This is a genomic window from Kocuria sp. KD4 (assembly GCF_011769905.1).
Taxonomy (GTDB): Bacteria; Actinomycetota; Actinomycetes; order Actinomycetales; family Micrococcaceae; genus Kocuria; species Kocuria marina.
The window spans coordinates 2,197,125-2,211,031 of sequence record NZ_CP050449.1 but is presented as its reverse complement, the minus strand read 5'-3'; the positions used below and the strand labels follow the sequence as shown (position 1 = coordinate 2,211,031).

Here is a 13,907-nt window from a genome sequence, read left to right as displayed (position 1 = left end):
GGGGCCATGAACACTTCATTGAATGACGGCCTGAGAACGCCACTGTGGACCCCCGCGGAGGACTCCATTCGTGGCTCGCGGATGTTCGACTTCGCCCGGTGGGCAGAACGCCGGCACGGGATCGAGCTCCCGGACTATCCCTCGCTGCACGCGTGGTCGGTGGAGCAGATAAACGAGTTCTGGGAGGGTGTCTGGGACTACTTCGACGTTGTGGCTTCCCGGCCGGGGGAACAGGCACTAAGTACCTCCGAGAACTCGGAGGCGGATACGGGGATGCCCGGCGCTCAGTGGTTCCCCGGTGCCCGCCTCAACTACGCTGAGAACTCGCTACGGGCGGCCCGCACCCGGCCGGACGACGTCGCCATCATCGGGGAGCACGAATCACGTGCACCGAGCACCTGGACTTGGGGTGAGTTGGAAGCTCGAGTGGCCTCCGTGGCGCAACAATTGCGTGATCTCGGGATCGTCCCGGGGGACCGGGTGGCCGCTGTACTTCCCAACCTTCCGGAAACTGCGATCGCTATGCTGGCCACCGCGTCCGTGGGTGCCGTGTGGTCGGTGGTGAACACCGACTTCGGGCCGTCCGGGGTCGCGGACCGCTTCGCGCAGATCGAACCGCGGGTGCTGTTCGTGGTGGACGGCTACGAGTTCGGCGGGTCGCTGCGGGATATGACGGGGAGCTACGCCGGTTTGCTCGAGGTCCTGCCCACTGTGGAGCAACTGGTCGTGGTTGACCAACAACCGCGGGACAAGGTGGGCGACCTGCCGGAGGGGTCGCTGCGCTTTTCCGAGATCAGCGGGCGCGACGTGACGCCGCGGTACGAGCAGCTTCCTTTCGACCATCCCCTGTGGATCCTCTACTCCTCGGGAACCACGGGTAAACCGAAGGGGATTGTGCATTCCCACGGCGGGGTGATCCTGGAGTTCCTGAAGGCCTTGGGGCTGCACGCCAGTCTCGGACCGGAGGACATCGCGTACTACGCCGTGGCCACCACGTGGATGGTCTGGAACATGCTCGTGGGCATCCTGCTCACCGGCTCCCGCATCATCACCTACGACGGTTCACCCGTGTACGGGGGACCGGAGAAGTCCCTCGAGCTGGCGGCGCGCAACGGGGCCACGTTCTTCGGGACGGGAGCGGGCGTACTGGCCATGATGCAGCGCGCCGGCGTGGTCCCCAATGTGAGCATGGACCTCTCCGCACTGAAATCGATCCTCGTGACCGGATCACCGCTGCCCGATGCCACGTGGGACTGGGTGTACGAATCCGTGTCCGACACGGTGCGTCTCGGATCCGATTCGGGCGGCACGGACGTCACGAGCGCGTTCATCGGCACGAACCCATATCAACCCGTGTACAAGGGCGAGCTCATGGGCCCGTACCTGGGAGTGGACGCCCAGTCGTGGGACCGCGAGGGACGGCGGGTGTACGACCAGGTGGGGGAACTCGTGATCACCCGACCCATGCCGAGCATGCCCGTGTTCTTCTGGGACGATCCGGACGGCTCCCGGTATCACGCGGCCTACTTCGACATGTTCCCCGGCGTGTGGCGGCAAGGGGACTGGGTCACCCAGCTCTCGGAGGGCCCGTTCGTGGTGCACGGGCGATCCGACGCCACGATCAACCGCGGGGGGATCCGGATGGGCTCAGCCGATCTGACCCATGTGGTGGACCAGGTGGACGGCGTGGCGGCGTCCATGGTGATCGGGGCGGAGCTCGCGGACGGGGACTACTACATGCCCCTGTTCGTGGTCCCGCAACCGGGCACACGGCTCACGCAGGAGCTCGAGGAACGCATCGTGCGGGCCATCCGCGAGAAGATCTCCCCGCGGTACGTCCCGGACGAGATCATCGAGGCCCCGGCCGTTCCCCGCACCCGTACGGGCAAGCTGCTGGAGATCCCCGTCAAAAGGCTCTTCCAGGGCGCGGACCCGAGCAGCGTCAACCGCGCGACCGCGGAGGACGCCGAGGTCCTGGACTGGTACGCCGAAGCGGCCCGAAAGTACACCTCGGGGGCCTGACGGCGCAGGCCCCGTCCCCGGTGAACCGGGAGCGGGGCCTGCGGCATGGGTGGGTCGGATCAGGACACGATCTTGCCCGGGTTGAAGTTCGTTCCCGGATCCGCCGCGTGGAACAGCCCCTTCATGAGGGCCACACCCTCGGGGGAGACGTCCTGCTCCATCCACGGCTGGTGCTCCACGCCCACGCCGTGGTGGTGGGACAGGGTGGCACCCGAGTCCACGAAGGACTGCTGGATCGCGGACTTGACGATCTCGTACTCCTCGTACGGTTTCTCGTCGTCGAACACGTAGGCGAACGTGAAGTACAGGCACGCCCCGGAGTGGTACGAGTGCGACATGTGGGACATGATCCAGCCGGTCTTGCCGATCCGCTCGTAGGCGCGCTGAGCGGCGTCGTACGCGGCCTTGTGGACCGTGGTCAGGCGCGACCACGGCGCGGCGGTTTCGGAGACGTCCCCCACCGTGTTCTGCTCGAGCAGGAAGTCGCGCAGGTGCGGGGTGTCGAACTTCTTCTGGTCGTAGAGCGCGCCCGGCCCCGACCCCAGGACGACGGCGCCCTGGGCCTTGGCGATCTTCGCGACGGCCTTCTTGCGCTCGGCGACGTCCTTGGGGGTGCCCTCGAAGCACACGTACGAAATGCACATGGCGTCCGTGTCCCACCCGCGCTTGCGCATCACGGCCCACAGGGCGTCCTGGCCCTTGGCGGCGAGCTTGCCCTTGACGGAGGTCGCGGCCTTCTGCGTGGCCAAGGAGAACGCGGTCTCGTGGGCGTCCGACACGCGGGCGAACGTGAGGGGGATCTCCGCCTCGGTATACTGGCGCACCGCGGTCAGGGCCTGCTGCCACGTGGGGAACATGTAGGCGATGACCTCGTGCTCCTGGGGCAACCGGTGCACCTGGACGGTGAGCTCGGTGATGATCCCGAGCCGGCCCTCAGAGCCGATGATCATCTCGCGCAGGCTGGGCCCGGTGGAGGTCGAGGGCAGGGAGCGTAGCACGACCGTGCCGGACGGGCGGACCATGCGCAGGCCGCGCACGATGTCCGCGATGTCCCCGTACTTGTCCGACTGCATGCCGGAGGAGCGGGTGGCCGCCCAGCCGCCGAGCGTAGAGTGGGCGAACGAGTCCGGGAAGTGGCCCAGGGTCCACCCGCGGGCGTTGAGCTGTTCCTCCATGTCCGGGCCCAGCACGCCGGCCTGGATGGTCGCGAGCCCGGAGGTCTCGTCGATCTCGAGCACCTTGTTCAACCGGCCCATGTCCACGGACACGATGCAGCGGGTCTCGTCCGCCTCGGCCTGGAGGCTGCGCGAGATGCTCGAGCCACCCCCGAAGGGGATCACCACGAGGTCGTGCTCCACGGCGGCGGTGAGGATCGCGGTGACCTCGTCCTCGGAGCCGGGGTAGACCACCGCGTCCGGGACGCGCGCGAAATCATTGCGCAGTGTCTGCATCAGTTCCAGGACGGACTTGCCGGCCCAGTGCACGATGCGCAGTTCGTCGTCCACGGACACGTGCTCCGCGCCGCTGATCCCGCGCAGGACGGTCAGCACGTCCTCGGACGCGGTGGACGCCGGGACCCGCGCCGTGGCGAAGTCCACGGTGTCCCGTTCGCGCGGCCGCAGGGACACCCCGATCGCGTTCTTGACGAACGGCGCGAAGGCCGGCTTGTTCTGGTAGTCGAAGAACACGCCTTCCTCGCCCCAGCCCCACCACTTCTGATGCTTCACGTGTGCCACTGAGGAACAACCTCTTTCCTGGGTCCGACTAGTCCTGGATTCTGTGCCGGTTCGCAGCGTACAGCGCACGCACCGCGGCCTCGATGCGCTCGTTGAAGCTGTAGGCGTTCTCGTTGCCCCGCGCTCGCAGGGGTGCACCCACGGCCACGACCACCGGCGGGCGGCCCCGGCGGGGCCAGCTCGTACCGCGCGGCATGGCCTCGTGCGCCCCGATCAGGGCCACGGGCACGACCGGCACCTGCACCGCCAGCGCCAATGACGCCGCTCCCACCTTGAACGGGGCCATCTTCCCGGTCTTCGAGCGGGTCCCCTCCGGGAAGATCAGTAGCGGGACACCCGCGGCCAGCAGCTTCTTGGACAGGCCCTTGTTCGCGCCCTCACCGCGACGATCCACGGGGAACGCGTTGAAGATCAGCTGCGTGAACAGTTTCTTGTGCCACGCGGTGAAGAAGTAGTCCGCGGCCACCCCGGTCGCGAGATCGCGGGAGATGTAGTGCGGCACGCCGCTCATCACGAGCGGGGCGTCCAGGTGGCTCGAGTGGTTCGCGACGACCACGCACGTGCCCTTGACCCCGTAGGCCGCGGGATCCACCACGTTGGTGCGGGTGATCGTGCGGTTGACGATCCCCCGGAAGAAGACGGTCTGGGTGATCCGGCGCAGTATCCGGCGCACGGGCTGGGTGTAGTGGGCCGCCGTGAGATCCGCCGACTCCGCCGGGGGAGCGGGCGGATCGGGTTCCTGCCGACCGGTGTGGCCCTCGAGGGAGTCCAACACGCGAGGGCGGGGCTCCGGGGTCGACCGAGGCGTGGATCCGGGGCGCTGGCGGGACGCGGCGCGCGGACGCCGGGCGGGAGTGCCGTCGTGCTGCGGGGAGGAATCCTGGGGTGCCATGAGATCAGGCCTGGAGCTCGCGGCGTCGGACGCTCGAGATCTGACGGGAGATCCACCGGACGGTGGGGCGCGGGAGGTGGCGCAGCGCGGTGACCATGACCTTGTAGCGCAGAGTGGGCACCGAGATCACCTTGCCGCGGGCCACGTCCGCGAGGGCCTCCTCCACGAGCCGGTCCGCGTCGAGCCACATGAAATCGGGGATCGAGGAGCCGGTGATGCCCGCGCGGCTGTGGAACTCGGTGCGGACCCACCCGGGCAGCAGGGCGGTCACGTGGACCCCCGTGCCGTGCAGCTCCACGGCGAGCGACTCGGTCATGGCGGTCGCATAGGCCTTGATCGCGGAGTAGTCGCCCATCGTCACGCAGCCCGAGGTGGAGGTGACGTTGACGATCCACCCCGAGTGGCGGGCGGTCATGGCGCGGGCCGCAGCCCCCGAGAGTCGTGCGACGGCCGCGCACATGACCTGGAAACCGGCCTCGTGCTGGGAGAAGTCCTGGGCGGTGTAGGGCACCTTGACTGAGAAGCCCGCGTTGTTCACGAGCATGTCCACGGGACGATCGGGGTCCTCGAGCCGCTCGGCCACGTGCAGCAGGTCCTCGGTCTCGGCCAGATCGGCGGTCAGCGTCTCCACGTGGATCCCGTGTGCGGCGCCGAGCTCCCGGGCGGTGCTCTCGAGCCGTTGCGTGTCCCTGGCCACCAGGACCAGGTTGAAGCCTCTGCGGGCGAGGGAACGTGCGAACGCGGCACCGATGCCTGACGTCCCACCGGTCACGAGAGCGGTAAGCATGCCACTAAGATACACTACGGTAGGCGTAGCGCAGCGTCCCCCGGCCCGGCGTGAGCGCCCCTCGGCGAGCCATGACGGAGTATCGAAGGAGCGTCCCGTGAGCCAGCAGTCCTACCTCGCCCGGCATCGCCAGGGCCGGCTCTACGGGCCCGTGGAACAACCGATCGTGCTGCGGCTCGGGCTTCGACGTCAAGGACTTCACGTACCGCGCGCAGGGCAGCCTCCGACCCCAGCTGGACCTCGCCGCTTTCGACCGCGCACCCCTGGACCCGGCCGTGCTCGAGGACCTGCGCTACCTGCGGGACATGGAACGCTCCACCATGGGCCAGGTGCGTTCCGTGGTGGTCAGCTACACCAACAAGGAGTCGCGGGTCGCCGCGTTCCTGACCACGTGGGCGTACGAGCGGCACTGGATCGCGGACGCCTACCAAGCCGTCCTGGACGCCCACGGACCGCACGCCGGGGCTCCACAGCCGCCCGAGCACTCGTGGGTCGAGCGGGTCGAGACCGCCCTGGACAACCTCTCGCCCATGGTGGACTCCGTGTGGACCAACTTCTCCGGGGAGGCCGTGGTCGCGGGACAGACCGCGCGCGGCTGGTCCCAGGAAGCGAGCACCCGCGCGGTCCTGCGGATGCTCGAACGCCGCGCCGGGCACCCGGAACTGTCCTCGCTGCTGCGGCGCGTGGCCGAGGTGAAGGCCACCCACGAACGCTTCTTCGCCGAGGAGACCACCGCGCGGGTCCGTACCGACCCGCGCGCCCAGCGCTTCGCCCGCGCCTACCTGACCTTCGCATTCCACCCGCTGCGGCCCGTGGGCCTGTCCCACGCCCACGCGCGCCGGTTCCTGCGGGACCTGGCGCCCACGGTCGCGCAGCGACGCGAACTGTTCGCGCTCGCGGACGAGCCCTTGCAGGCCACGCCGGGCACCGCGGGCAGCGAACCCCTGCGCCGGGCCGTGGAACGCGAGTGGCGACTGAGCCGATACGCTCCCCACCAGACCCTTCCACCCGCGTCGCGGTCGGCGCGGGTGGCCACCGCGCCCACGGCGCACCCGTTCCCAAGCACCGGAGGATCCCGTTGACCCAGACCACCACGACTCGCGTCCTGCTCACGGGGGCCACGGGCTTCCTGGGCCAGGCCGTCCTTGAGCGCCTGCTCTCCGGCTCGGACGACATCCACGTGACGGCGGTGGTCCGACCCAAGGGCACACAGTCCGGTGAGGCGCGCCTGAAGCAGTTGTTGCGCAAGCCGTCCTTCAAGACCTGGCGGGACGCCGTGGGCCGGGAACGCGCTCAGGAGATCTTCGACGCCCGCACGAGCGTGCTCGAGGGCGACCTCACGAGGCTGCGGGAGATCGCGGAACCCTTCGACGTGGTGGTGCACTCCGCGTCCACGGTCTCATTCGACCCGCCCATCGACGAGGCGTTCCGCACGAACGTGGGTGGCGCCGTGGGGCTCTACGACGCGCTGCGCAGCACGGGTCAGGACCCCCACGTGATCCACGTGTCCACGTGCTACGTGGGCGGGATCGCCAAGGGGTTGCGCCCGGAGGCCTCGGTGGATCACGACGTGGACTGGCAGGTGGAGTACGACGCCGCCGTCCGCGCCGCGGACACCGCCCAGGTGGAGTCCCGCTCACCCGAGCGTCTCGAGTCGTTCATCCGGCGCGCCACGAGCACGCGCGGCAAGGAGGGGCCCAAGTCCGTGGCCCGCGCCGCCGAGGAAGCACGCCTGGAGTGGGTGCGCTCCCGGCTCGTGGACCACGGCCGCACGCGCGCGCAGTCCCTGGGGTGGACGGACATCTACACGTTCACCAAGGCCCTGGGCGAGCGTGTGGCGGAGCAGAAGTGGGCCGGAGCCGGGCACCCGTTGTCAATCGTGCGCCCGTCCATCATCGAGTCCGCCCTGCGTCACCCCTTCCCGGGGTGGATCGACGGCTACAAGGTCGCGGACCCGCTCATCATGGCGTACGCGAAGGGCGCGCTGCCCGAGTTCCCGGGCCTGCCGGACTCGGTGCTGGACGTGATCCCTGTGGACTTCGTGGTCAACGCGATCGTGGCCCTCGTGAGGGAGGGGCACCGGGAAGCCAATGGGGCACCCACGCTGCGGGACGCCCAGGATCCGGCAGCGCGGTACTACCAGGTGTGCTCGGGGGCCTCGAACCCCCTGCCGTTCCATCAGATGTACGAGAGCGTGCGCTCGTACTTCCGCGAGCGCCCGCTCGAGGACTCCCATGGCAATCCCATCGCGGTGCCCGAGTGGAAGTTCCCCGCGAACAACTCGATGGAACGCGGGCTTGCGGTCAAGGAGAAACTGGCCGCCGCGGGGAGCCGATTGAGCTCGGTGCTGCCGGCCACGGCGCGCACACGCGAGTGGACCAATTCCCTGCACCGGATGCAGACCGGGCTGGGCTCGCTGCGCACCTACGTGGACCTGTACCAGAACTACACGCGCACGGAGATGATCTTCGACGACACCCACACGCGGCAACTGGACCGCTCCCTGCCGCAGGGCACGCCCGAGGACCAGCACTTCGACGTGCGGGCCATCGACTGGCGGGACTACTGGCAGAGAGTGCACCTGCCCGCACTGACCGAGATGACCCGTGCGTACACCCGGGCCAAGGCGGCGTCGCACAAGCGGGCCGTGCGCAGTCGGGGACTGAACGAGGGCACGGACGTCGTGGCCGTGTTCGACCTCGAGGGCACCGTGGCCTCGGGCAACATCATCACCCAGTACGCGCAACTGCGCCGCCGGGAGCTGAGCCCGCTGCAGTGGCCCGCGGAACTCACCGAACTGTTCGGCAACGCCCCCACCTACATCAAGGCGGAACGGCGCGATCGGGGCGAGTTCATCCGGGCGTTCCTGCGCCGCTACGCGGGCGTGCCCGTGGCGCGGGTCGAGGAACTGATGAACGGGTCGCTCGGCCGGGTCGTGGAGAACAGCATCCGCCCGGGAGCACTCGAACGGATCGAGGAACACCGGCGTGCGGGGCACCGCACGGTGCTCGTGACCGGGTCCCTGGACCTGCTCGTGAGCCCCGTCGCTGAACTGTTCGACGACGTCGTGGCCGGGCGGATGGACCAGGTGGACGGCGTGCTGACCGGGTACCTGGCGGCCCCGCCGCTCGTGGATGAGGCCCGGGCGCAGTGGCTCAAGCGCTACGCGCAGGACCACGGCCTGGACCTAAGCCGCTCGTACGGGTACGGGGACTCCGTGGCGGACGTGAGCTGGTTGTCCCTCGTGGGCCACCCGTACGCGGTGAACCCCGACCTGCCCCTGTACCGGCGTGCCAAGAAGTCCCATTGGCCCGTAGAGGACTGGAGGAAGGTCTGAGTCATGGCGTTCAACATCGACAAGTTCGCGGAGACCTCGGCGCGGGTCAAGTGGTCGGACCTGGACATGGACGAGTTCCTGGCCAACCCGCTGTCCGAGGACTCGCTGCGCTGCCTGCGCTACATGTGCGACGTCGAATACCACACCGTGTGCTACATGCGGGACATGCTCGTCACGCCGTCCCACCAGGACCAAGACGTCTCCACCTTCATGACCATGTGGAACCGCGAGGAGTACTGGCACGGTGAGGCACTCGCGGAGGTGCTCGGGATGCACGGGATCGTGGTGGACTACGACGAGATCAAGGCCAAGCGCATGAAGCTCGGCTGGTCCGAGTCGCTCAAGCCTCTCAAGCAGTCGCTGCTGTCCAACATGGTGGGCGTGGACTTCATCGCCACGCACATGGCGTGGGGCGCGGCCAACGAGTGGTCCGCCGTGGCGGCCTACCGGCGCATGGCGTCCCTCGAGAAGCACCCGGTGCTCGCGGTGCTGCTGCAGCGGATCGCCCACCAGGAGTCCCGCCACGTGGCCTTCTACGCGACCCAGGCACGACGCCGCCTGGAAGCGTCCCGCAAGGCCCAGCGCCTCACGCGCTTCGCCCTGCGCAAGTTCTGGGCCCCCGTGGGCTCCGGGGTCATGGACGACCGCGAGGTGGGCCACGTGATGCGCCACCTCTTCGGTGGCGGGGGCGGGGCCCACGAGATCGACCGGTTGGACGCGAACATTGCCAGACTGCCCGGTATGGCGGGACTGCAGATCTTCCGCAGGGCCACGGCGCCGGCCCGTGAGGCGCCCGTCCGGGACACCGTCCCCGCCTGATCATGAACGCGCACCCCGCTGGTTCGCGATCCGCGTCCGCGCCCGAACGCGCCGACGCCGCTTCCGTGGACCCCCGCACGGCCCGCACCGATCGCAAGATCGTGGCGGGGGCGTTGCGCCTGCTCCGGGAGGGCGGGCCCCGGCGGGTCACGATCGAGGCGGTGTCCGCCCGCACCGGCGTGGCCAAAACCTCGATCTACCGCCGCTACGCCAACAGCACGCAACTGTTGGAGGCCGCGCTCGAGCACACGGTCACCGCGACCGCACCGCTGGCGCCGGACGCCACGTGGGAGCAGGCGCTCACCGCGGCCGTGGACATTCTCCTGCGGGACATGGGACTCGGCGTGGCCATCACCCTGCTGCAGGAACCACATTCGGCCACTGCGCAGGTGCTGCGGGCCACCGTGGTGCGCCCACGCTTGGATGCGCTGCGCAAACTGTTGCAACGGGACAAGGACCGGGGACTGATCCGGGACACCGTGGACCTGGACATGGTCGTGGATTTCATCCTGGGGGCGGCGTACGCGCACGTGGCGCGCTATGGCTCGCTGGACGAGAACTGGACCGCGCGGGTGCACCGCGCCGTCACGGACCTGATCACCACGCGACCCGCGGCGGACTAGAACACGTCCTTCTCGTCCGGGCGTTCGGTCAGGTAGGACTGCACGTAGTCCTGGACGGCGTCCTGCGTGGGGACGTCCTTGCCGGCCTTCTCCGACATGAACCAGCGGTGCTCGAGCACCTCGTGGATCATCTGCGCCGGTTCCCGTTTGCGCCGCAACTCGGCGGGAACGGCCGCCATGATGGGCACGAAGATCTCGCGCATCCACAACTGGGCGGTGAGGTCCTCGGGCAGACCGGGGTAGAGCGCGTGCCCGAACTGGTCGATGTCCGTGAGGATGCGCCGGGCCTGGTTCTCCTGGGTGTTCAACCCCGTGAGGTGCAACAACCTGCGCGCGTGGTGGCCCGGTTCCACGACCCGCGGGCGCAGGTGGACCTGACCAGACTCATCCGCGTCCATGGAGGCCTCCTCCACGTCGAAGCCCAGGTCGTTGAGCCGTTGCACGCGCGCCTGGACCCGCCACCGGTCACCCACGGGGAAGATCTCGGTCGCGGTCAGCTCGTCCCACAGCCCGGTGTAGGTGTCCACGAGCCGTTCCGAGACCGCGAACGGGTCCACCGAGGCCGGATCCACCCCGGCCTGGGCCAGGCGCTGCTGCATGTGCTCCCCGGCCAGCAGGTCCATGACCTCACCGGCCACGTTGGTCCTGGCGAGCTCGATGTCGTACTCGCGCTGACCCCGCGTGAGCTGCGGGTGCAGTTCGCCGGTCTCGGCGTCCACGAGGTAGGCGGCGAACTCCCCGGCGTCGCGTCGGAACAGCGTGTTGGACAGGGACACGTCCCCCCAGTAGAAACCGGACAGGTGCAGTTGCACGATCAGGGACGCGAGGGCGTCCACCAACCGGTCGATGGTCCCCGGTGAGGGGACCTGCTCGAAGATCGTGCGGTAGGGCAACGAGAAACTCAGGTGTTCCGTGACGAGCGCGGCGGGCAGCAACTCGCCGTCGGGGGAGTAGCGGTCCGTGACCACCGAGTCCGGGACCACGGAGGGCGTGGTCATGCGTTGGAGCTTGCGCAGCAGCCCGTACTCGCGCCGGGCATAGTACTGAGTGGTCTCCTTGACCGCCACGACCTTCTCCCCGACCCGCGCGAAGCGCACCACGTGGCGCGAGATCCCGCGCGGGTACGCCGCGAGCACCTGCTCGGGCCAGTCCTCGAGGGGCGTGTCCCACGGCAGTTCCAGCAGGCCCGGCTCCGGGAAGGCCGTGTTGATGGAGACACCGCGGTGAGCGGGCGGGGGGCTCGGTGCCGCGGGCTCGGGGGACGGGGAGGCGGTCATGTCAGTTCATGCTAGTCACCGCACGGGCCCGCTGTCGGGCGAATTCCGTGAGCAGCCGGGTCAGTTCGTCCGGATCCGCCACGCGCCACGGGGCCGCGGAGTCCTTGGTGCCCACCTTGATCCCCACGTCGTGGGGTCCCAGGATCGCCATGGCGTCCTCGTCGGTGTCGTCGTCACCGGCGAAGACCGTGACCTGCGGGTGCACGGCTCCGCGGATGGCCGTGAGACCGTCCCCCTTGGTCGCGCTGAGCACCGAGCACTCGATGACCTGCTGACCCGGGGTCAATCGCAGGCCGGGCATCGCGGCATAGGCCTCGGTCATCTCGTCCAGCGCTCGCCGGGCGGTGTCCGGGTCCTCCATGGGACGCGTGTGGAAGGCCACACCCGCGGGTTTGAGTTCCGCCCGCGAGCCCGGATAGCGCTGCACGAACCCGTACGTCGCATCGATCGCCCGGTCCAGCAATGCCAACTGGTCCTCGGTCAGTTCGATCTCGGTGTCCGCACCGGAGCCGGGCGCGGCGCCGAGGTCCAGCTCCGCGCCGTGCGAACCGGAGAGCACCATGCGGCGCCGCGGGTCCACTACGGTGCGCAGGAACTCGAGGGGCCGCCCCGAGATGATCGCGACCGTGGTGCGGGGCAGTCCGGCGAGCGCGTCGAGCGCGTCCCGCGCGGCGGGCAGCGGCCGGGAATCCGCGGGGTCCTCGGTGAACGGTGCCAGGGTGCCGTCGAAGTCCAGGGCCAGCAACATGGTGTCGGCCGTGGCCGCGGTGGCGAGGGCGTCCGCGAGCGAGTCAGTCACGATCCGCTCCGGGCGTCGTGTCGGCCGCGGCGCCGTCGTCGCGCGCGGAATCCCGCCCGGGCGCGGTGCCCTGCTCGAGCTCCGGGGCGTGTGTGGCGAGGTCGTCGAGGAAACGGTGGGACCAGTCGACGACGTCGTGCGTGAGCACCTGCCGGCGCATCGAGGACATGCGCTTGCGCGCCTCGGCGTCGGACATGTCCCTCGCGTGCAGCATGGCGGACTTGAGCCCGTCGATGTCGTGTGGGTTGACGAGCACCGCTTGCTTGAGCTGCTCGGCGGCGCCGGTGAACTCCGAGAGCACGAGTCGCCCCGAGCGGTCCTGCCGGGCCGCGACGTACTCCTTGGCCACGAGGTTCATCCCGTCCCGCAGGGCCGTGACGAGCATGACGTCCGCGGCGAGGTACAGGGCCACCATCTCCTCGAACGGGTAGCCGTGGTGCAGGTAGCGGACGGCGGTGTGGGAAATGGTGTCGAACTGGCCGTTGATCCGCCCCACCATGCCCTCCACGAGTTCGCGCAGTTGCCGGTAGGAGTCCACGCGCTCGCGCGACGGGCTCGCGACCTGGACGAGCACCGAGTTCTCCACGGAGATCTCCCCGTCCTCGAGCAGCTCGCCGTAGGCCTTGATGCGGTGCCGGATGCCCTTGGTGTAGTCCAGACGGTCCACTCCCAGGAACACGGTGTCCGGGTTGCCCAGCTCCTCGCGGATCTCCCGCGCCCGGGCCTGGACCTGCGGGTCCGACGCGAGTTCCTTGATGGATTCCACGTCGATCGAGATGGGGTACGAGCCCGCGTTGACGGCCCACTCGGTGCTCTCGCCGTCCGCCGTGTCCTCGGAGAACCGGGCGCTGCCCTTGGTGAACTGCACCCCCAGGTACTTGCGCACGCAGCGCTGGAAGTTCTGGGCGTCCCCGGGGCGCTGGAAGCCGATCAGGTCCGCACCCGTGAGACCCTCCAGCACGGCCTTGCGCCACGGCAACTGGGAGTAGATCTCGGTGGGCGGGAACGGGATGTGGTTGAAGAACCCGATGGTCACGTCCGGGCGCAACCGACGCAGCATGCGCGGCACCAACTGCAACTGGTAGTCCTGGACCCACACGGTCGCACCCTGGGAGGCCGTCTCCGCGGCCCGGCGCGCGAAGCGCTCGTTGACGCGACGGTAGGCGTACCACCACGTGCGGTGGAACTCGGGCGGCGCGATGACATCGTGGTACAGCGGCCACAGCGTGGCGTTCGAGAAGCCCTCGTAGTAGCGCTTGACCTCGAGCTCGGACAGGCTCACCGGCACGAGATGGAAGACGTCGTGGTCGAACGGCTCCAGCGTCTCGTCCGGGGCGCCGTGCCACCCCACCCACGCGCCGCCGCGCTGGGCCATCACGGGTGCCAGGGCGCTCACCAACCCGCCGGGGGAACGGCGCCACGTGCTGTTGCCGTCCTCGTCCACGTCCCGGTCCACGGGAAGACGGTTGGACACCACCACGAAGTCGTAGCCGTCCTGCGGGACGGGCACCTTCTCAAGAGACTGGTCTGCGGACACGATCGCTTCCTTCCCCGGGGCGGCTGTTCACCCCCATCCTAAGTGTGCGTACCACCGGCACCGGGGGAGAAGTCGCCG

At 69.2% G+C, this 13,907-nt stretch carries 11 protein-coding genes; 5 read left to right on the top strand and 6 right to left on the bottom strand.

From position 1 onward, the window contains the following. The first annotated feature begins 6 nt into the window (after positions 1-6). A complete protein-coding gene (locus tag HBK84_RS09920; protein WP_167318792.1) occupies positions 7-2,022 on the top strand; it encodes an acetoacetate--CoA ligase in 2,016 nt (671 codons plus the stop codon). Between the two features lie 59 nt (positions 2,023-2,081). Here the strand turns inward: HBK84_RS09920 and HBK84_RS09915 are convergent, their stop codons facing one another. The 3 genes from HBK84_RS09915 to HBK84_RS09905 are packed head-to-tail and all read right to left on the bottom strand — an operon-like array spanning position 2,082 to position 5,437. Next, positions 2,082-3,758 carry an FAD-binding oxidoreductase gene (locus HBK84_RS09915; RefSeq protein ID WP_064846609.1) on the bottom strand — a complete coding sequence of 559 codons (1,677 nt, stop codon included), beginning with the start codon at positions 3,756-3,758 and terminating at the stop codon, positions 2,082-2,084. A gap of 28 nt (positions 3,759-3,786) precedes the next feature. Then, positions 3,787-4,650, bottom strand: a complete 864-nt coding sequence (locus tag HBK84_RS09910; RefSeq protein ID WP_240505691.1) for a 1-acyl-sn-glycerol-3-phosphate acyltransferase — start codon at positions 4,648-4,650, stop codon at positions 3,787-3,789. Between the two features lie 4 nt (positions 4,651-4,654). Then, a complete protein-coding gene (locus HBK84_RS09905) occupies positions 4,655-5,437 on the bottom strand; it encodes an SDR family oxidoreductase (RefSeq protein WP_064846610.1) in 783 nt (260 codons plus the stop codon). A gap of 275 nt (positions 5,438-5,712) precedes the next feature. Between HBK84_RS09905 and HBK84_RS09900 the strand changes: the two genes are divergently transcribed. The 4 genes from HBK84_RS09900 to HBK84_RS09885 are packed head-to-tail and all read left to right on the top strand — an operon-like array spanning position 5,713 to position 10,216. After that, positions 5,713-6,519, top strand: a complete 807-nt coding sequence (locus HBK84_RS09900) for a hypothetical protein (RefSeq protein WP_167318791.1) — start codon at positions 5,713-5,715, stop codon at positions 6,517-6,519. Then, a complete protein-coding gene (locus tag HBK84_RS09895) occupies positions 6,516-8,774 on the top strand; it encodes an HAD-IB family hydrolase (RefSeq protein ID WP_167318790.1) in 2,259 nt (752 codons plus the stop codon). Before HBK84_RS09900 ends, HBK84_RS09895 begins: the two co-directional genes overlap by 4 nt. A 3-nt stretch (positions 8,775-8,777) precedes the next feature. Then, positions 8,778-9,593, top strand: a complete 816-nt coding sequence (locus HBK84_RS09890; protein WP_167318789.1) for a ferritin-like domain-containing protein — start codon at positions 8,778-8,780, stop codon at positions 9,591-9,593. Between the two features lie 2 nt (positions 9,594-9,595). Next, the gene (locus HBK84_RS09885; protein ID WP_064846614.1) at positions 9,596-10,216 is read left to right on the top strand and encodes a TetR/AcrR family transcriptional regulator; all 621 of its coding nucleotides are present in this window, start codon (positions 9,596-9,598) and stop codon (positions 10,214-10,216) included. Here HBK84_RS09885 and HBK84_RS09880 read toward each other — a convergent pair. The 3 genes from HBK84_RS09880 to HBK84_RS09870 are packed head-to-tail and all read right to left on the bottom strand — an operon-like array spanning position 10,213 to position 13,829. Further along, positions 10,213-11,493 carry a DUF4032 domain-containing protein gene (locus HBK84_RS09880; protein WP_144998624.1) on the bottom strand — a complete coding sequence of 427 codons (1,281 nt, stop codon included), beginning with the start codon at positions 11,491-11,493 and terminating at the stop codon, positions 10,213-10,215. The genes HBK84_RS09885 and HBK84_RS09880 overlap by 4 nt on opposite strands. A gap of 1 nt (position 11,494) precedes the next feature. Beyond that, a complete protein-coding gene (otsB, locus tag HBK84_RS09875; RefSeq protein ID WP_240918954.1) occupies positions 11,495-12,292 on the bottom strand; it encodes a trehalose-phosphatase in 798 nt (265 codons plus the stop codon). Further along, a complete protein-coding gene (locus tag HBK84_RS09870) occupies positions 12,285-13,829 on the bottom strand; it encodes a trehalose-6-phosphate synthase (protein ID WP_167318788.1) in 1,545 nt (514 codons plus the stop codon). Before HBK84_RS09870 ends, otsB begins: the two co-directional genes overlap by 8 nt. Positions 13,830-13,907: the final 78 nt, after the last annotated feature.